This window comes from Flavobacterium sp. (assembly GCF_036759525.1).
Taxonomy (GTDB): Bacteria; Bacteroidota; Bacteroidia; order Flavobacteriales; family Flavobacteriaceae; genus Flavobacterium.
The window spans coordinates 53,651-71,475 of sequence record NZ_DAIOUN010000004.1; the positions used below are offsets into that span (position 1 = coordinate 53,651).

Here is a 17,825-nt window from a genome sequence, read left to right on the forward strand (position 1 = left end):
TATAAAAAAGTAGAGTATGGATGCTAAATTTTACAGATTTTTATACGGTGGTTTTGTTTTGTTCGGATTGTATTACGCTATTTTTTCTCAAAACTTTGGTGATGCCGGAATGATGTTAGGAATTGCATTAGCATTTGATCCATTTGACCAAAAACAACCTTTTAATGAAAGACCAACTTGGCAAAAAGTTTGGCTCGTGGTGCATTTGGTTTTGGTTTTTACTTTTTTTGGACTTTCATTGTTTAAAATTTTTTCTTGATATCATTTTGTTTTCCCTTCAACAAATTAATACTCACCGTGGCATACTCCGTATTTGGGAATTTATGAAATAATTTTTCATCCGGCTGCAATCCGGCTTCGGCTGCAATTTTATGCAATACCTCAATTTCAACAATGTATTGATCTGAAAAACCATGCGTTGCATCATAAGCAGTCGCTGCAGTTTTACCTAAATTTTTAGCGGTTAATTCCGGTGAAATCGTATGCAATTCAATTAAAAGCAAACCATATTTAGCAACATAAGGCGACCATTTTTTCAAATGTTCCAACAGATTATCTTCCACCTCATTATTGGTGATTCGTTGCCCTCGAAAAGCAAAAGCTCCGGTAGATGTACTCAATCGATTGGGTGTTTTTGTTTTCGGATTTTCCCAAATGCGGTTGTGGTCCAAAAAGGTTCGAACGTTCAATAAATCATTCAACTGAATTCCGTAATTTTCGTTTAAATCTTTCGCTAATAAATCGGGCTGACCAATATCGCCCCAAATCACTTTTGCCCAAATATCTGCATTAATCAAATTGGCTCGGGTGACTTTCAATGCCGCTTGATTGTAATCGGCACCCACCAAAAAAAGCGGGTAATCATCCAACATTTTTCCACGTAACGTTTGTCTGTCAATGACTTCAAAAATATGCTCAATGAATGCACCGTTACCACATCCCATATCCAAAATTCCTTTGGGCTGTTCTTCAATCGGGCGGTTGAAAAGTTCAATAATAATGTCGTCAACCACTTTAAAATAAGTTACGTGAGCACCGCCGCTTCCCCAAACGTTCATTTCGCGATCTACGTGCAATTCGTCTTCGCCCATGCCAACGTTACGCAATACATTCGGATTGCCAAAAATCAGTTCCTCAACTTTTCGAAACATCGGTAAATAGGAAACCGTAACGCCATAAGCGGCCACTTTTTTAGCAAAAAATAATCCGTTTTCGGTAAATTGATAAAATCCGTTCTTCTCAGTAAACCATCCCAAATGGACAAAAAAGTTCAGAATTTGTGTAAAATGTTCCGGTTGTTTGTGAAATTCTTCCGGTTTAAAACGGGTTTCCATAAAATATTTATGAAACATACCGTTCATTCCCAGACGAACTAGTGTTGAGCCTACTAAGTTTCCTTCAATATGCGTTAATATTTGTTTTTGAATGGAAAGTGTTTTTTCGTCCTCCGAAAAAGTGATTCCGAAATGATTTTTATATTTTTCAAACAATGGTTTTAAACGCAAAAATGGTTCTTCTTGAAAAATGCGATTGTGAAAATTTCCGGCAAATTTCGATGCTTCCACTACTTCTTTGTATAGTGGAATCAAATCAAAAGCTAATTTACTTTTTTCGTTTATCGAATAGGTAATTTCATCAGAAGCATTATCCACTTTAAAATCTATAAAACCTTGTGAAGCCATAACCCGCATGGCCACATTAAGGTAACCTTCATTAGATTTAAATTGTTTTGACAAATCCTTTAGTGCAACCGATTTTTGGGATAATAAATAATCCAACACGCCTTTTTCCCATAAAGCATAAGCCACGGGTGCGGTTACCAATCCATCAAGATGTTGAAAAAGCTGGCTTCGGAGTAACGATTTGTCATGCATAGCAAGTGATTTTGGTTAAAGGTAAAAATAAATTCATTCAAAATGAAGAGATCTTTGGATATGCATTTTACTTTTACGTATTTTTACTTTTCTAAAAATTACCGCCAAATGTCAGATATTATTCTTTTTACGATTGTATTTATTATTGCTTTAGCCATTGGGATTTTTATTGGAAAACAACTGTTTTTCGCTCAATCCAAATCCGAAAAATCAAGTCTGGAAGAACGTATTAATGGACTATTAACCCAAATTGACCAATTGAAAATTCGTTTTCAAGAAGAGCAGAATCAATTTACCAAAAATTTAGAACTGGAAAGAAAAGAAAAAGAAGAAATTCGTCGCGAAAAAGATTCTTTATCGATGCAACTCACCAAAAAAGAAGCCGATTTTGAAAATCTTTGGCAACGCAATAAAGAACAAAAACAAGAAGTTGAAGAATTGCAGGAAAAATTTACCAAAGAATTTGAAAATTTAGCCAATAAAATTCTCGAAGAAAAAACCGTAAAATTTACGGAGCAAAACAAAGAGAATTTGAAAACTATTTTATCGCCTTTACAAGAAAAAATTCAGCATTTTGAAAAGAAAGTAGAAGATACGCACAAGGAAAGTATTGACTATCATGCCGCTCTTCGTCAGCAAATTGTTGGGTTGAAAGAAATGAATGAGCAAATGAGCAAAGAAACGCTCAATTTGACCAAAGCTCTCAAAGGAGACAGTAAAATGCAAGGGAATTGGGGCGAATTAATTTTAGAACGGGTACTTGAAAAATCAGGTTTAGAAAAAGGTCGGGAATATGAAGTACAGCAAAGTTTTATGACGGAAGAAGGCAATCGTGTACAACCCGATGTAGTGATTAATTTACCCGACGGCAAAAAAATGATTGTGGATTCTAAAGTTTCGCTAACGGCGTATGAACGTTTTGCGAATGAAGAAGATGAGGCTCAAAAAGTAGGATTTTTAAAAGACCATATCAATTCCATTAAACGTCATGTAGAGCAGTTGAGTGATAAAAATTACCACGATTTGTATCAAATGGAAAGTCCGGATTTTGTGTTGCTCTTTATTCCAATAGAGTCCGCTTTTGCTATTGCTTTGAATGAAGATAATTCGTTGTATAACAAAGCCTTTGAGCGTAATATTATCATAGTAACGCCAACTACATTGTTGGCTACATTACGAACTATCGACAGCATGTGGACGAACCAAAAGCAACAAGAAAATGCGTTGGAAATTGCCCGTCAAGCCGGAGCTTTGTATGATAAATTTGAAGGTTTGGTTTCGGATTTAATCAAAATCGGTAAAAAAATGGAAGAAGCCAAAACGGAATACGGTAATGCTATGGGTAAATTGGTTGAAGGAAAAGGCAATCTAATCGGAAGCGTAGAACGATTGAAAAAAATGGGAGCGAAAGCCAAAAAAGCATTACCGGATGCTATATTAAAAAGAAGTCAAGAGACTGATAATTTAGAATAATTCTATTTTTTTGACATAACCCTTAGGTTTTTGGCTAAAAAATTAAAACTTATGCTTTTAAAATGTAAAACCTATTGAAAATTTGTTATTTTTGGTGACCCAATAATCCAAAAATTACGAATGAAAAAGTATTACGCCCTAGGTTTAGTATCCCTTTTTACTTTTCTAACCGTACTGGTTAGCATTTCATGCTCAGATAATGACGATTCTGATTATGAACCCATTTCTCCCGTGACAGTTGATTTGTCTGCTGTGCCTTATCCAAAATTATCCGATTACAAGTTTTTTGTGGGAGAAATGAAAAATCAAGTGCCGGCTTTGGGCGTTTTAGAGTATGAACCCATAAGTTCTCTTTTTACAGATTATGCCTTAAAAAAGCGATTTGTTTGGATGCCCAAAGGTGTCAAAGCAACTTACAACGGAGACCATGAAGTATTTAATTTCCCTACAGGTTCTGTTATAATAAAGACATTTTACTACAACAATGTATTGCCTTCAAATACGACTCGAATTATTGAAACACGTTTGTTAATCAAAAAGGAAACGGGTTGGATTTTTGCAGAATATGTTTGGAATGCCGAACAAACCGAAGCAACACTTCAAATGGGCGGTTCGTTTACGAATGTACAATGGCAAGACGAAAATAATGAAGTTAAACAAACCAATTATCGCATACCCTCTGAAGCTGAATGTCTTACCTGTCATAAAATAAATGAAGAAGCAGTACCTATTGGTCCTAAACCTCAAAATTTAAATAAGAGTTTGGCCTACACTACCGGGAATCAAAATCAGTTGGCCAAGTGGGTTCAAATGGGATACTTAGAAAGTTATCCCTCCAATATTACTACAGTAGTAAATTACAAAGATGAAAGTCAGCCTCTAGAATTAAGAGTTCGTTCGTTTGTTGATATCAATTGTGCCCATTGTCACAGAGCGGGTAGTCATTGTGATTACAGACCTATTCGTCTGGCATTTAACGAAACGACAAACAGAGCCAATCTCGGGGTTTGTGTAACTCCGGAGGAAGAAATTCCGGGACTGGTAAATATTGTAACTCCTGCGAATACATCCCGTTCGGTTTTACATTACCGATTATCAACAAATGATGAGCAGTTTAGAATGCCATTGATTGGTAGAAATATGGTTTATCAAGAGAGTGTTGAAATGATTGAACAATGGATCAATTCCCTTTCCGGATGCAATTAAAAACAAAACTAAACCCACTATAAAATGAAAAAAACTTTACTATTATTAATTTTTTCTTTTCAATTTTCGCTTTGGAGTCAATCCAATTGTGCTGAAGCCATTGCTATTGAACCTGGGAACCACACCGTAGGAACAATTAGCGGAACACCTCCAACCACATTTTGTGCCCCAAATGGTTCTGCCACAGCAGCGGTGTGGTACAGATATACTCCTACCACTTCTTCAACAGTTACGTTAACCACTGATTTGCAAGAAAATGCGTCAAATTCTCGTGATACCCGTTTTCATGTTTACACCGGGAACTGTGGAAATCTTACTTGCTTTGCCGGGGATGATGATGGTGGCGTATTAGGAAATGGCTTCCTGTCAACAGCTACTTTTTTAGTAACCGCCAATACAACATATTACATTGCTTTTGATAATAGATGGCAAAATTCAAGTAATTTTATATTCCAATTAACTTTGGGTCAGGTTCAAGATCCGAGTCCAACCGGTACCATAACTTTTACCAATGTTGCACTTCCAACAGTAAACAGCCAATACAATATAGCTGTTGTAGATATGAACGGAGATTATTTGGACGATATCTTAGGCGTGAGTTCTACCAATATAAAAGTTCATGCCCAAACCTCTACGGGTGGATTTGATGTATTGAATTTCCCAACCACTTCGGCAGAGAATTTACCCACTTGGAGTATGGCAGTAGCCGATTTCAATAAAGACGGACACAACGATTTGATGTATGGAGGGGGAAGCGGTGTAACGTTTATGAAATCTGCATCCGAAGGTTCGGCATACGTTCAAGAAAGTTTTCCGCAATATGTTTTTTGTCAAAGAACCAATTTTGTGGATTTAAATAATGACGGAAATTTGGACGCTTTTTCTTGTCATGATGTGCAACCCAATGTTTACTTTTTGAATGATGGGACCGGAACGCTTACCTTTTATCAATCGAATGTAACTGCGGGAGCCATGGCTTTAGGAATTCACCCCAATGGTGGTAATTATGGTTCAATTTGGATTGATTATGATAATGATGGAGATCAGGATTTATTTATAGCCAAATGTAGAGGAGGTTCCGGAACAGCCAAATTCAACGAGTTGCATCGCAATAATGGAAACGGAACATTCACAGATGTTTCTGTAGCTGCCGGTTTGTATGACCCACTTCAAACTTGGTCTGCAGCTTGGGCTGATTTTGACAACGACGGTGACATGGATGTAATTGTGGGAGCTAGCTCTACAAGTGATGGTTCGCACAAATACATGCGAAATAATGGAAATGGTACTTTTACAGATATTACAGCCGGTTCCGGTTGGGATACCAACACCAGTACCAATATTGAGCACATTGCTCATGACTTTGACAATGATGGTTTTGTAGATGTAATGGGTGGAGGTAGTAAAATTATGAAAAACAATGGTGATGGTACTTTTTCGGCTGTTGCTGTAGGTTTTGGAGTTGCTGCTGTTGGAGATCTTAACAATGATGGTTTTCTAGATTTTCAAACCGGAGCTACTTTACGTATCAATAATGGTAATTCGAATAATTGGATCAAATTGAGTTTGCAAGGAGTTCAAAGTAACCGAAACGGTATTGGAGCTCGTGTTGAAATTTACGGCTCATGGGGTAAACAAATCCGAGATGTAAGAAGTGGAGATGGTTTTAAATTTATGAGTTCTTTAAATGTACATTTTGGTATTGGTCAAGCTACTCAAATTACGCAAGTTATCGTAAGATGGCCTTCCGGAATTGTTGATGTTTTTGAAAATCCAACCATCAATCAAAGATTGCATGTGGTAGAGGGAGTTACTCTTAGTACACCAACGGTTAATACAGAAGCTTTCCAGATTTTTCCAAATCCGGCTTCACACACGATTCAAATTAAAGCTCCGGCTTCTAAGTCAATTGTAAGTGTAGAAATTTTTGATACCTTAGGAAAAAGAGTACTTCAAACTCCCGTTGTGAATGAATCTGTTACCATACAACATCTCAATCAAGGAGCCTATATATTAGTAGCCAAAGATCAAGAGGGGAATATAACCTCTCATAAGTTTATAAAAAATTAATTTTTGAATTTATATGCTAAATAGCCCTCCTTTGTGAGGGCTTTTTTTTAACTTTGGATTTCAAAATAGCATCAGAATGAACTATATACTTTTTGACGGACCGGTTCGCAATGCCTTATTGCCATTCACATTCACTCGTCCGGTTGCCGATATCCGCATTGGAATTTTAACCATTCGTGAAAAATGGGAAAAATACTTAGGCTATACCACAACAACCATAACCGAAGATTATTTGTCCGAAAAATATCCTATGGTAGAAATGGAAGAAAATATTCTTATCAACGCCTCTTTTTTACCCAATGAAGTTTTGGTAGAAATGATAAAAAGTTTAGAGAAAAACCAAGCTATTTGTAAAGGGGATGAAGTAATTGCGTTTTACACCAATGACACACAAGAAGAGGTAGATTTTGATTCGTACGAAATCATAGATTATAATGAGGAAGGTCTTCGTATTGAACATACTTGGGATATTTTTGCTAAAAATGATGCCGCTATTCGTGAAGATTTTGAATTGTTAACCGAAGGAAGAACTTCGCAACCCATTCCCAAAAGTGTGAATGTAATTGCTCCCGAGAATATATTTATTGAAAAAGGAGCCAAGCTTGAATTTGTAACCTTAAACGCTTCAACCGGGCCCATTTATATAGGTTCTAATTCCGAAATCATGGAAGGTTCTGTGATTCGTGGCCCTTTTGCCTTGTGCGAAGAAGCTCAAGTAAAATTAGCTACCAAAGTGTATGGAGCAACTACCGTTGGACCACATTGCCGAATTGGTGGCGAAGTGAATAACTCTGTACTGTTTGGTTATTCGAATAAAGGTCACGATGGGTTTTTAGGAAATTCCGTTTTGGGAGAATGGTGTAACATAGGAGCCGATTCCAACAATTCCAATTTGAAAAACAATTACGAAGAAGTGCGTTTGTGGAGCTATGAAACAGAAGGTTTTGCCAAAACCGGTTTGCAGTTTTGCGGACTCATGATGGGCGACCACAGTAAATGTGGCATCAACACCATGTTTAACACCGGAACGGTTGTAGGTGTTTCAGCTAATATTTTCGGTAGCGGATTTCCACGCAATTTTGTACCGAGCTTCAGTTGGGGTGGAGCAGCCGGGTTTACAACCTATATTACTAAAAAAGCGTTTGAAACCGCTCGTATTGTGATGTCTCGCCGTCAAGTAGAATTCACCGAACAAGATGCTAAGATTTTAGAACATGTGTTTGAGGAGACGAAGAAGTGGAGGAAGGAGTAGGGTTTAACCGCAAAGGGCACAAAGATTTACGCAAAGTAATTTTTTAAATTTAAAATGATATTTTGAAAAAGATATTTTATCCTAAAATTTTTTTGCCATCAATAAAATTGATTTTTATTATTGGATTTTTTTACTTTCTCTTTTTAGGTGTGGTTAAATTCATTGACAAGCCAAAGTCACATATAGATTTAGGATTTATAATATCTGCAATAGTTTTTTCTTTGTTTATAGGTTATGTAATTTTTCATTTAGGCTATTTTTTTTGTTTTTATTTTAAATATGCTTCATTAAATGAAAATGTACTTTCAATATTCGAATTAAATAAATTAAAAACGACTAAAGTTAATCTGGATCAAATTTCAGGATATTCAAAATCTGAAGTTTATTTTGGAAGATATACTTGGAAATCTAAATCAATTGTAATTTATTTTAAATTAGGTAAAACATCTGAAATTCTTAGTAGTTTCGTTTCAGGAGTTGATGATTTAGAAAAAGAATTAAAAAAACGAAAGGTAAAATATTTAGGATTTGAGCATTATAATACAGGTTGGTTTTTTCGAGAATATAAGTTCAATAAATAATAAATTTCTTTGTGTACTTCTTGTAAACCTTGGCTAACTTTGCGGTTAAAAAATCATTTTACCTTATAGAAAAATCCCTCAATCCATTTCCAATTATTATTGAAAACATAAAGAGCAATAGCAAGCACAATCAAAAACAAAGTAACTTTTATAAGAAGCTTTTTTCGTTCTAATTTACGTTCAACAAGCATTTTTTCTCGAATGGATTCCAATAATTCAGGAGTGGCTTGCACGTGATCCACAAAATCAGTTGTTTCGTTGGACGTGTTTTCCAAACGTTTTAGTTTGTCAATTCGATTTCGTTTGTTGTTTCTCTAACTAATTAAAGCGTGCAACATGGAACCTTCTCCCGGCATAATTTATAATATTAATGTTCCTTGATAAAAGAAAGTAACTTTAGCATTCTCTATAAATTCTTCCATTTTCATATTTTTGTTTCCCTTCTCATTATGCAATTCAAAATAGCATTCTTGTGGATTTGCAACTCCAATTCTAAAGAGCCAAAACATGAATCTTTTTGTTTTAAAGTTGGGATTTAATTTTTCAAGTTCCTCTAGATTACCAATTGTAAGGCTGTCATTTCTTGTTAGGTTGTAAAATATTTTTTTATTGGTTGATAATGAATCTAATTCATTTTTCGTTAAAATTTTAGTTGACTCTTTTCCAAAAATAATTTCTGGATTAAAAATACCTTTTGAGAATATTTTAATAAGAGAGGCGTCATTAGAATAGATCTTTAAAACTTTATCTTTAAATTTTAATTCATTTTCATTTAATCTCTCAATTTCTCCTTTAAAACTTTCAAAAGTTGTCTTTTTGTATTCTTTTTTAAAAACTTCTTTTGCAAATTGGTATTTAACGTCATCACTATTTTGGCCAAATATTTGGAATATAAAAAGTTGTAATATGATTAAAAGTGTTTTTTTCAATTTATTTTATATCAGTTTTGGGTTTCTTGCCAAGTCGCCAAGTTTTTCTCTGCGTCTCTGCGTCTTTGCGAGAAATAATTTTAGCGAGCTTAAGTTTAATTCTTCCTAACCCTCTTTAAAGATAACAAATTCAACGGATTAATTCCCAAACCTTCCACATTTTTTCTGGTAAACCTTGCTACTTTATCATAAAACAACGGAATCACGGGAGCTTCTTCAATGATGATTTGATCCATTTGTTGATACAGTTCAAATCGCTTGGTATCATCGGTTTCTAGGAATGCTTTTTCATATAACGCATCAAATTTAGGATTAGAAAAATGGGTGTAATTGGGTCCGTTGGGGGCAAAGTTTTTACTATAAAAAAGCGATAAATAATTCTCCGCATCCGGATAATCGGCAATCCAACTCGCTCTGAAAAAAGTAACTTTTCCGGTCGCAATTGCTTGGCGTAATGTTGAAGGTGGATTCACATCAATTTCAACATCCAACCCAATTTTTTGCCATTCGCGTTGTAAAAATTCGCCAATATCAATGTAAGTTGCATTGGTACTCAAAACGATTTTTGGTTTTTTAATGCCGGTTTCTTTGACAAATTCGGCTACCAATGCTTTGGCTTTTTCAGGTTCAAAATCATAGCCTTTTTGATTGTTAAAACTCGGCATTCCGCTCGGAATGATTCCACTTGTGGCCGGAATTCCCATATTATTTCGCAAATACGTAATCATCTTTGCTCGATCAAAACCATAATTTAAGGCTTGACGGATGCGTTTGTCCAAAATTGTTTGATCTGAACCATCCATTCTGAAACCAAGATATTCGGTGTTGAGGTACGAACCGCTAATCAAATTTACATCATCTGCATATTTGGGTTGTAATTCGCCTTTTTGTGTTAGAATTTCATCTTTGTACGAAGGATCCAAACCGGAAACAAAATCAATTTTTCCTTGCATAAATTCCAAAAAGCCACTTTGTTTGTCGGGTAAAAAAGTAATGGCAACAGCTTCTAAATAAGGTAATTGCTTTCCCTTTTCATCTTTTTCAAAATAAATCGGATTTCGTCGCAACACCAATTTTACATTTTCTTCCCAAAATTTAAATTGAAACGGTCCGGTACCGATGGGTTTTGTTCTAAAATCATAATTCGGACTTTCGATAATTTCTTTGGGAACCACCGAAGCATATTTCATGGATAATAATCCCAAAAATGCCGGAAATGATTTCGTCAATTTTATTTCAAAAATAGAATCGTTGATGGCTTGAAAATTTTCTACATTTTGCAAAATCCATCCGCCTGGCGAGGCAATTTTTTCGTCTTTCAAACGCTTCAAACTGTATTCAAAATCAGCGGCTTTAACGATTCGGGTGGAATCTTTACCAAACAAATGATGCTTGTGAAAATAAACATCACTTCGAAGTACAAATTGATAGGTTTTTCCATCTTCTGAAATCGTCCAACTTTTGGCAATATCCGGTTGAATGTGCAAACTGTCATCCAACTGAACTAAACCGTTAAACAATTGATTACACGCCCAAATGATGTTTTGTGATTTGGAAAAGGCCGGGTCTAACGTGGCAATATTTGCACTTTCGTTATAACGAAAAACCAGTGAATCTTTATTTTCTTTTTTGGAATCGTGACAAGAAACCAATAGAAAGGAGAGTAATACCGAAACAGCGTACAGTAGTTTTTTCATTCAACTATTTTTAATCAGGCGATAAACGAGGTAAAGTTAGCATAATTTAAAATGGAAATACTAAAGTTTTTAAGTATATGACAAAAATTATATAACATTGAAAAGCTAAAATATTAACCACATAGATACATAGTTTTATTATGATTTACCTTTTTGTAAAGTTTCATAGTTCACCTTTGGTGACATAGTTTTGTTGAACTATATTTTCCACCAAAGGTGGAAACTATGAAGAACTAATAAGGGTGATACTAATCTATGTTTCTATGTGGTTTAAATTTGTTATATACATTTTTTGTCATGTGCTAAACTAAAGTTTGAAAAATCTATGTAAATTTGCAGCCTTAACTTTTTGACAACGATTTCATTAGTTAAGTTTTTTATGGAAAACAAGAAAAAAGTAGCATTCTACACTTTAGGATGTAAATTAAATTTTTCAGAAACTTCTACCATCGCAAGAAATTTTCAACAAGAAGGTTTTGAACGCGTTGACTTTGAAGAAGAAGCTGATATTTATGTGATTAACACCTGTTCCGTAACCGAAAATGCGGATAAACAATTCAAACAAATTGTAAAAAAAGCATTAAAAATCAACGAGAAAGCATTTGTGGCTGCGGTGGGATGTTATGCTCAATTGAAACCCGAAGAATTGGCTGCCGTGGATGGAGTGGATTTGGTTTTGGGTGCGACAGAAAAATTCAAAATCACCGATTATTTGAATGATTTGACCAAAAATGATTTGGGTGAAGTGCATTCTTGTGAGATTGAAGAAGCTAATTTTTATGTGGGAAGTTATTCCATTGGTGACCGAACCCGAGCTTTTTTGAAAGTGCAAGACGGTTGTGATTACAAATGTACGTATTGCACAATTCCGCTAGCTCGTGGGATTTCTCGTAGTGATGAATTGCAAAATGTATTGAAAAACGCCAAGGAAATTTCGCAGCAAGGCATCAAAGAAATCGTCTTGACAGGTGTGAATATTGGTGATTATGGCAAAGGCGAATTTGGCAACAAAAAACATGAACATACTTTTTTAGAATTGGTTCAGGCGTTGGATGAAGTAGAAGGCATTGAGCGTTTGCGAATTTCGTCTATCGAGCCGAATTTATTGAAAAACGAAACCATTGATTTTGTGTCGAAAAGCCGAACGTTTGTGCCGCATTTTCACATTCCGTTGCAATCGGGAAGTAACGACATTTTAAAGAAAATGAAACGGCGTTATTTGCGAGAATTGTATGTAGATCGCGTGAGTAAAATTCGCGAAGTGATGCCGGATGCGTGCATTGGCGTGGATGTAATTGTTGGTTTTCCCGGTGAAACAGACGAGCATTTTTTGGAAACCTATCACTTTTTGAATGACTTAGACATTTCGTATTTGCATGTTTTTACGTATTCTGAACGAGACAACACAGAAGCCGCTGAAATGGATGGAGTGGTACCGATGAATGTTCGCTCCAAAAGAAGTAAAATGCTTCGAGGTTTGTCTGTAAAGAAAAGAAGAGCGTTCTATGAAAGCCAAATCGGTACTATGCGAACCGTTTTGTTTGAAGCTGAAAATAAAGAAGGGTATATTCACGGTTTTACCGAAAATTATGTAAAAGTAAAAACCCCTTGGAATCCGGAATTGGTGAACACGTTACACGAAATCAAATTGACGAAGATTGATGAAGATGGTGCGGTGCGGATGGAGTTTGTGAGGGATGGTGTTTCGGTCTAGAGTTTAAAATTTTTCTCATTTTGTGCCATTTTGATGATAGGAGACTTGTTCGAAGCGAATAGGCGAAGCAAATCACGTAATTCAAGTTAACTTTTTATAATCCACAACTCATTCTCAACGAAATGAGATTCCTCCTGTGTCGGAATGACATAACGGGGTGGAAATTACTGATTCTTTAATTATTGACGAACAACTGAACCCTCTCTTCTGGTAAACTGTGACTGTAAACTCAACACTGAAAACTACCTCTCAAAAACCGTCACTCTCCCCTCAATCGTATAACTTGAAAAACCGATATTTTTCGTAATCCATTCCATTGTTTTGGGATGATAGAAGAACACATGGGAATGGTCATTTTTGTAATACCACGTGTCAAAATTTTGAGTTTCGGAGAAAAAATCGGTCATGCAGATGAGTTTTCCGCCGGGTTTTAGGAGATTGTACAGTTTTTTAAATTCCTCAAACGGATGATGAAAATGTTCAATCACTTCGCAACAGGTGATGTAATCGTATTGTTTTTCCAAAACTTCCGGATGGTTGAAAAAGAATGGGTCGTATTCTACAATATTGTATTTTTTGTCTTTCAATAATTTCACAATCACCGAGTTGGTTCCTGCACCGAAATCTAAACCGGAGTGTTTGGGTGTGAAATCGTTCAATACAATTTTTACAATAGGCGAAGCAAATTGCTGATAGCCTTTATCGTTTACATCATTATTGTGAAATTCGTAATGCTTTTTTTCATCCGATTCAGACAAATAGTTTTTAATGTCTAAAAAGACTGAAAAACAAGTGGAACAAAAATAAAATTCACGGTGTTTGTGCGTATAAAAATGATTGGCAATATCGGCACACAACGGACATTTCATGATTAAATTTTGATTCCCGGAGGAAGTAATTCTTTATACACCGGATTTTTTCTGAAAAAATGAGTCACTTTTGGGTGAGTTGGAACCACTTTCAACTTTTTTTCTTCGGCAAACGCAAGTACTTGTTTTATAAATTCATTCGTTATACTCTCCTCAAGTTCATCCGGTTGATTCAATTTGGTCAAAAAAAGTTTACGCTCTTGAATGGCATATTCCAATACCAATAAACCTTCTGATGTTTGCGTTTCAAATTGGCGGAGTAATTGATTGTCTTTAATTTCCATGATTCAATTTCTTTAAAAGGGTTGTATTTTTTTACATGGCTTTGAAATCAAAGTAGTTACAAAGATACAATTTTTAAATTTTTTTTGATTTGGTTTTTACATAATTCCACAAAATTAACATTTAGCATAAATTTACCATTTCCTTAAACTTACCTGAAAAATAAATCTTATTTTTAAGGAGAAATCTAAATCTGTAAAATGAGCAAAATTCCAGTCTATTTTATGCCGGGATTGGCGGCTAGCACTTCTATTTTTGAACGCATACATTTGCCCGAAGATCAATTTGAAATGTACTTGTTAGAATGGATTTTGCCTGAGCCCAAAGAAACCTTAAAGTCATATGTTTCAAGACTTTCAAAAAAAATAAAACATCCCAATCCGGTTTTGGTAGGGGTCTCTTTCGGGGGAATAATTGTTCAAGAAATGGCAACGCTTATTCCGGTTCAGAAAACGATAATCATCTCGAGTGTTAAAACCCGAAATGAATTTCCAAGAAGACTAAAATTGGCCAAAACGACAAAGGCTTACAAATTGGTACCAACCGGAATGATTCAAAATTTGGAAGATTTTGGAAAATTTGCTTTCAATCAAACCTTAACACAGCGAGCTAAACTTTATGAAAAATATTTAAGTGTTCGTGACAAAAACTATTTGGATTGGGCCATAGAATCGGTAGTTTTATGGGATAGAATTGAAGCAGATCCATTGGTTGTTCATATTCATGGCGATAAAGATGAAGTTTTTCCCATAAAATATATTCAAAATTGTGTCGTTCTTAAGGGAGGTACCCATATTATGATATTAAATAAGCACAAATGGATTTCAGAAAATTTACCAAAATTAATTCTTAATGATTGATGATTTGGACTGATTTTTGTAGTTTTACTTTAAGCAAAAGATAGTATTATGAAGATGTTATATTCGACAATCGGTGCAGTTTTACTCTTAGGTATGAGTGGACTTTTTATATATTCGACCTCTTTAAAATCTGAAGAGCCCAAAACGATTTCTTTTTTTTCTTTGCCCAATGAAATTGATTTTGCCGGAGAAAAAACACCTTTACATTTGGTAGATGTTAGAGAGCGTTTGGATAGAGAAATGTTGATTAATACCAATTTGCACTCTACAACCACTTTGATTATTAAGAGAGCTAAAAGAGCCTTTCCGGTTATTGAGCCCATACTTGCTAAGTATGGGGTTCCGGACGATTTTAAATATTTGGCTGTTATTGAAAGTGGTTTGACTAACGCGGTTTCTCCTGCCGGAGCAAGAGGTGTTTGGCAATTTATGCCCGAGACAGCAAAGGAAAAAGGTATGGAAGTTAACGAAATTGTGGATGAACGGTACCATTTAGAAAAGTCAACAGAAGCCGCTTGTAAATATTTAATTGATGCTAAAAATAAGTTTGGAAGCTGGACACTAGCAGCGGCAGCCTACAATGGCGGTATGGGTGGAGTGAACAAACAAATTACCAATCAACAGGTGAATTCCTACTACGATTTGTTACTCACAGAGGAAACTTCACGATACGTTTTTCGAATTTTGGCTTTAAAACAAATTATGAAAAATCCGGTTGCTTACGGATTCGATATTCCTTCTTCTCAATTGTACCATCCTATCGAAACCCAAAAAATTCAAGTAGATAGTTCGATTACTGATTTGGCAGTTTTTGCCAAGAATTTAGGAATCAATTATAAAATTCTTAAAATTCACAATCCTTGGTTACGCGACCGTAAATTGGAAAATAAGTCCAAAAAAACTTATGTTTTGGAAATTCCTGTTGAAGGATATTAATTGAAAATATGAAAATGACAACATCAACACTTTTGCTATTATTGTGTATTGGCTTAGTAGCCGGAATATTGAGTGGTTTAATAGGAATTGGTGGTGGTATCATTATGATTCCTTTGTTGCTTTGGCTGGGACTTTCGCAACACCAAGCCCAAGGAACTAGTTTAGCTGTATTGGCTGTTCCGGTTACTGCACTTGCGGCATACAACTATTACAAAGAAGGATATGTAGATTGGCGTTATGCTGCTTTGATTGCCGTTTTTTTTGTAATTGGGGGCGTCATAGGAAGTAAATTGGCATTGCAAATCGATCAAAAACTATTGAAAAAAATATTTGGTGTGCTATTGTTGTTGGTTGCCGGAAAATTATTATTTACAAAATAAATTAATATTTAACCAAAGTTTCTTTTTTGTTAAAGTTGGAATTTATTTGGGCGAGTCGTTCTTTAAATATAGAATAATTCAGCTCTATGGCTTTTTTTAAAGGTGTTTTTAAAGGAGCAGCTACAATACCTCTCTTAATATCAATCAATTGCAAGTCTGATGTCATCATGTAAACTGTGGGAAAACCTAAGGTTTCTTTCATGTTTTCTACTATCTCGTTGTCGTTTCTATAGTTTTTATGAGCATAACACACTTCAATATGATGATTAAATTTTGACGAAAACTTCTTTACTTCTTGTTTTTTTCCAAAAACAATGACTATAAATTCAACTTCATTGTGAAACTCTTTTGCCAATTTGTTTAGGGCCGGAATTTCACCTTTGCCGGGAACACACCAAGCTGCATAAGTAATGAGAAATATGGGTTTTTTGAGTTTACTCATTTTGAGTTTGCGATTGGAAACTCTTTTGAGGGTATAATCGTTGAATTTTGAGCCGATTAACTGGTTTTGAACCAAACTGTCAAATAAGAATTGGCCTCTTTCAAAGTCGCCTTCTTTGAATGCTTTGTTGCTTTGTCTTTTAAAATGAGAAAAATTTGTCCTAACGGCTTCAGAAAAAAGTTTAGTTTCTTCTTGAGCCCAAGTGGGTAAGTAGAGGAGAAAGAATACAACTAAGAATACTATTTTTTTCATAGGCTCAAATTGTATTATCTATCAAAAATATAAAAACCAAATAAGATAAGCAACTTTTTTTGATGTAAAGTGTTGTTTATCAGAATAAAAAAAACACTTTACAAAGTTGTAAAGTGTTTTCTTTTGAAGTTTGAAACGAATTAAATTTTCTTTAATTGTTGCTTCATCATTGTAATTTGTTCTTTCAACATATTTTGCTTGTCCAATTTAGACACTTCTTGGATTAAATTGGTTGCTTCAATCTTTCTTCTGCGAGACATGGCAATTCCGGCTAAATTTAATTTGGCAACAGCCAAATCCATATCTAAAGAGAGTCCGAGTTCTATAGCTTTTTTGAAAAATTTCTCAGCTTGATTCAAATTGGTTTGAGAAACCATTAGGCCATGAAGGTAGTTGTAATAACCTTGTTGTTTTCGAACCAAAGCCGTTTCCGGATTTTTTATTTTGTTAAGCCAAGTTTTAGCTCCTTCAAAGTCTTGTTTGCGAAGTTTGAAAAAAGCCATTAGAATATACTCATTTTTAAAGTATAGAAAAATTGGGAAAAAAATAAGTAAAATGATAAATATTCCGTTTCCGATATTGTTTTCGGTAAATTGCCAAATTGCTGTAGCCAATAATAAAGCAGCAATAACTAATTTGATGTTTTTGTGAAACATAATGAATTGAAATTTTGTGAATGCAAAGGTAATAAAAGGAATTGAAAATATTTTTAGAAAACCACTTGTGAGAAAAAAAAGTCTTTGTATATTTGCACTCGGTTTTCAAAGAACCTCAATCAAGATAATATTATAGGATTTTAAAGATACAAAACAATGAGTAAGAGAACGTTTCAACCATCGAAAAGAAAAAGAAGAAATAAACACGGGTTTATGGATAGAATGGCTACTGCAAATGGTAGAAAAGTCCTTGCTCGTAGAAGAGCTAAAGGAAGACATAAGTTGACTGTTTCCTGCGAACCTAGACACAAAAAATAATGATTATTTTAAATCATATATAAAGGCGTTACTT

The 17,825-nt window shown here is 34.9% G+C and carries 19 protein-coding genes; 11 read left to right on the forward strand and 8 right to left on the reverse strand.

The annotated features are described in order from the left end of the window. The first annotated feature begins 16 nt into the window (after nt 1–16). Nucleotides 17–259, forward strand: coding sequence for a hypothetical protein (locus V7M80_RS04830; RefSeq protein ID WP_333694434.1), 243 nt, complete (start codon nt 17–19; stop codon nt 257–259). Here the strand turns inward: V7M80_RS04830 and V7M80_RS04835 are convergent. Then, nucleotides 243–1,874, reverse strand: a complete 1,632-nt coding sequence (locus V7M80_RS04835; RefSeq protein WP_333694435.1) for a class I SAM-dependent methyltransferase — start codon at nt 1,872–1,874, stop codon at nt 243–245. The two genes, V7M80_RS04830 and V7M80_RS04835, sit on opposite strands and share 17 nt — an antisense overlap. 108 nt (nt 1,875–1,982) lie before the next feature. On the opposite strand from V7M80_RS04835, the gene rmuC reads away from it, so the two are divergent. The 5 genes from rmuC to V7M80_RS04860 all read left to right on the forward strand — a co-directional run bounded on the left by rmuC (nt 1,983) and on the right by V7M80_RS04860 (nt 8,456). After that, on the forward strand, nt 1,983–3,347 hold the full coding sequence (gene rmuC, locus V7M80_RS04840) for a DNA recombination protein RmuC (RefSeq protein WP_333694624.1): 1,365 nt from the start codon (nt 1,983–1,985) through the stop codon (nt 3,345–3,347). Between the two features lie 120 nt (nt 3,348–3,467). Beyond that, complete coding sequence (locus V7M80_RS04845) at nt 3,468–4,553, forward strand: hypothetical protein (protein ID WP_333694436.1); 1,086 nt, start codon at nt 3,468–3,470, stop codon at nt 4,551–4,553. A gap of 24 nt (nt 4,554–4,577) precedes the next feature. Beyond that, nucleotides 4,578–6,623: an FG-GAP-like repeat-containing protein gene (locus V7M80_RS04850; protein WP_333694437.1), complete on the forward strand. Its 2,046-nt coding sequence runs from the start codon at nt 4,578–4,580 to the stop codon at nt 6,621–6,623. Between the two features lie 76 nt (nt 6,624–6,699). Continuing rightward, nucleotides 6,700–7,875, forward strand: a complete 1,176-nt coding sequence (locus V7M80_RS04855) for a GlmU family protein (protein ID WP_333694439.1) — start codon at nt 6,700–6,702, stop codon at nt 7,873–7,875. Between the two features lie 62 nt (nt 7,876–7,937). Beyond that, a complete protein-coding gene (locus V7M80_RS04860) occupies nt 7,938–8,456 on the forward strand; it encodes a hypothetical protein (protein WP_333694441.1) in 519 nt (172 codons plus the stop codon). A 53-nt stretch (nt 8,457–8,509) separates the two neighbouring features. Here the strand turns inward: V7M80_RS04860 and V7M80_RS04865 are convergent, their stop codons facing one another. The 3 genes from V7M80_RS04865 to V7M80_RS04875 all read right to left on the reverse strand — a co-directional run bounded on the left by V7M80_RS04865 (nt 8,510) and on the right by V7M80_RS04875 (nt 11,082). Then, nucleotides 8,510–8,731 (reverse strand): hypothetical protein, encoded by a 222-nt coding sequence (locus V7M80_RS04865; RefSeq protein WP_333694443.1) that lies wholly within the window; start codon nt 8,729–8,731, stop codon nt 8,510–8,512. Nucleotides 8,732–8,815: 84 nt separating this feature from the next. After that, nucleotides 8,816–9,385 carry a hypothetical protein gene (locus V7M80_RS04870; protein WP_333694445.1) on the reverse strand — a complete coding sequence of 190 codons (570 nt, stop codon included), beginning with the start codon at nt 9,383–9,385 and terminating at the stop codon, nt 8,816–8,818. 95 nt (nt 9,386–9,480) lie between these two features. Continuing rightward, nucleotides 9,481–11,082 carry an ABC transporter substrate-binding protein gene (locus V7M80_RS04875; protein ID WP_333694446.1) on the reverse strand — a complete coding sequence of 534 codons (1,602 nt, stop codon included), beginning with the start codon at nt 11,080–11,082 and terminating at the stop codon, nt 9,481–9,483. 379 nt (nt 11,083–11,461) lie between these two features. On the opposite strand from V7M80_RS04875, the gene mtaB reads away from it, so the two are divergent. Then, nucleotides 11,462–12,796, forward strand: a complete 1,335-nt coding sequence (mtaB, locus tag V7M80_RS04880; protein ID WP_333694447.1) for a tRNA (N(6)-L-threonylcarbamoyladenosine(37)-C(2))-methylthiotransferase MtaB — start codon at nt 11,462–11,464, stop codon at nt 12,794–12,796. 242 nt (nt 12,797–13,038) lie between these two features. Here the strand turns inward: mtaB and V7M80_RS04885 are convergent, their stop codons facing one another. Then, nucleotides 13,039–13,665 (reverse strand): class I SAM-dependent methyltransferase, encoded by a 627-nt coding sequence (locus V7M80_RS04885; protein ID WP_333694449.1) that lies wholly within the window; start codon nt 13,663–13,665, stop codon nt 13,039–13,041. Nucleotides 13,666–13,667: 2 nt separating this feature from the next. Continuing rightward, nucleotides 13,668–13,949: a GNAT family N-acetyltransferase gene (locus V7M80_RS04890; RefSeq protein WP_333694451.1), complete on the reverse strand. Its 282-nt coding sequence runs from the start codon at nt 13,947–13,949 to the stop codon at nt 13,668–13,670. Nucleotides 13,950–14,147: 198 nt separating this feature from the next. On the opposite strand from V7M80_RS04890, the gene V7M80_RS04895 reads away from it, so the two are divergent. From V7M80_RS04895 to V7M80_RS04905, 3 genes are read left to right on the forward strand one after another with little or no spacing between them, the layout of a single operon-like run. Then, nucleotides 14,148–14,807, forward strand: coding sequence for an alpha/beta fold hydrolase (locus V7M80_RS04895; RefSeq protein ID WP_333694452.1), 660 nt, complete (start codon nt 14,148–14,150; stop codon nt 14,805–14,807). Between the two features lie 48 nt (nt 14,808–14,855). After that, on the forward strand, nt 14,856–15,743 hold the full coding sequence (locus V7M80_RS04900) for a lytic transglycosylase domain-containing protein (protein ID WP_333694454.1): 888 nt from the start codon (nt 14,856–14,858) through the stop codon (nt 15,741–15,743). A gap of 14 nt (nt 15,744–15,757) precedes the next feature. Continuing rightward, nucleotides 15,758–16,123, forward strand: a complete 366-nt coding sequence (locus V7M80_RS04905) for a sulfite exporter TauE/SafE family protein (RefSeq protein WP_333694455.1) — start codon at nt 15,758–15,760, stop codon at nt 16,121–16,123. 1 nt (nt 16,124) lies between these two features. Here V7M80_RS04905 and V7M80_RS04910 read toward each other — a convergent pair whose 3' ends face one another. Both V7M80_RS04910 and V7M80_RS04915 read right to left on the reverse strand, forming a co-directional pair. Beyond that, the gene (locus tag V7M80_RS04910; RefSeq protein ID WP_333694456.1) at nt 16,125–16,817 is read right to left on the reverse strand and encodes a TlpA family protein disulfide reductase; all 693 of its coding nucleotides are present in this window, start codon (nt 16,815–16,817) and stop codon (nt 16,125–16,127) included. Nucleotides 16,818–16,957: 140 nt separating this feature from the next. Beyond that, nucleotides 16,958–17,473 carry a DUF2892 domain-containing protein gene (locus V7M80_RS04915; protein ID WP_333694457.1) on the reverse strand — a complete coding sequence of 172 codons (516 nt, stop codon included), beginning with the start codon at nt 17,471–17,473 and terminating at the stop codon, nt 16,958–16,960. Between the two features lie 156 nt (nt 17,474–17,629). Between V7M80_RS04915 and rpmH the strand changes: the two genes are divergently transcribed. Continuing rightward, complete coding sequence (gene rpmH, locus V7M80_RS04920; RefSeq protein ID WP_026710894.1) at nt 17,630–17,791, forward strand: 50S ribosomal protein L34; 162 nt, start codon at nt 17,630–17,632, stop codon at nt 17,789–17,791. Nucleotides 17,792–17,825: the final 34 nt, after the last annotated feature.

Bases quoted from the DNA above. Each gene is read 5' to 3' on its own strand.
- V7M80_RS04830 (WP_333694434.1), top strand. From the start codon at position 17: ATGGATGCTAAATTTTACAGATTTTTATACGGTGGTTTTGTTTTGTTC.
- V7M80_RS04835 (WP_333694435.1), bottom strand. From the start codon at position 1,874: ATGCATGACAAATCGTTACTCCGAAGCCAGCTTTTTCAACATCTTGAT.
- rmuC (WP_333694624.1), top strand. From the start codon at position 1,983: ATGTCAGATATTATTCTTTTTACGATTGTATTTATTATTGCTTTAGCC.
- V7M80_RS04845 (WP_333694436.1), top strand. From the start codon at position 3,468: ATGAAAAAGTATTACGCCCTAGGTTTAGTATCCCTTTTTACTTTTCTA.
- V7M80_RS04850 (WP_333694437.1), top strand. From the start codon at position 4,578: ATGAAAAAAACTTTACTATTATTAATTTTTTCTTTTCAATTTTCGCTT.
- V7M80_RS04855 (WP_333694439.1), top strand. From the start codon at position 6,700: ATGAACTATATACTTTTTGACGGACCGGTTCGCAATGCCTTATTGCCA.
- V7M80_RS04875 (WP_333694446.1), bottom strand. From the start codon at position 11,082: ATGAAAAAACTACTGTACGCTGTTTCGGTATTACTCTCCTTTCTATTG.
- mtaB (WP_333694447.1), top strand. From the start codon at position 11,462: ATGGAAAACAAGAAAAAAGTAGCATTCTACACTTTAGGATGTAAATTA.
- V7M80_RS04885 (WP_333694449.1), bottom strand. From the start codon at position 13,665: ATGAAATGTCCGTTGTGTGCCGATATTGCCAATCATTTTTATACGCAC.
- V7M80_RS04890 (WP_333694451.1), bottom strand. From the start codon at position 13,949: ATGGAAATTAAAGACAATCAATTACTCCGCCAATTTGAAACGCAAACA.
- V7M80_RS04895 (WP_333694452.1), top strand. From the start codon at position 14,148: ATGAGCAAAATTCCAGTCTATTTTATGCCGGGATTGGCGGCTAGCACT.
- V7M80_RS04900 (WP_333694454.1), top strand. From the start codon at position 14,856: ATGAAGATGTTATATTCGACAATCGGTGCAGTTTTACTCTTAGGTATG.
- V7M80_RS04905 (WP_333694455.1), top strand. From the start codon at position 15,758: ATGACAACATCAACACTTTTGCTATTATTGTGTATTGGCTTAGTAGCC.
- V7M80_RS04910 (WP_333694456.1), bottom strand. From the start codon at position 16,817: ATGAAAAAAATAGTATTCTTAGTTGTATTCTTTCTCCTCTACTTACCC.
- V7M80_RS04915 (WP_333694457.1), bottom strand. From the start codon at position 17,473: ATGTTTCACAAAAACATCAAATTAGTTATTGCTGCTTTATTATTGGCT.
- rpmH (WP_026710894.1), top strand. From the start codon at position 17,630: ATGAGTAAGAGAACGTTTCAACCATCGAAAAGAAAAAGAAGAAATAAA.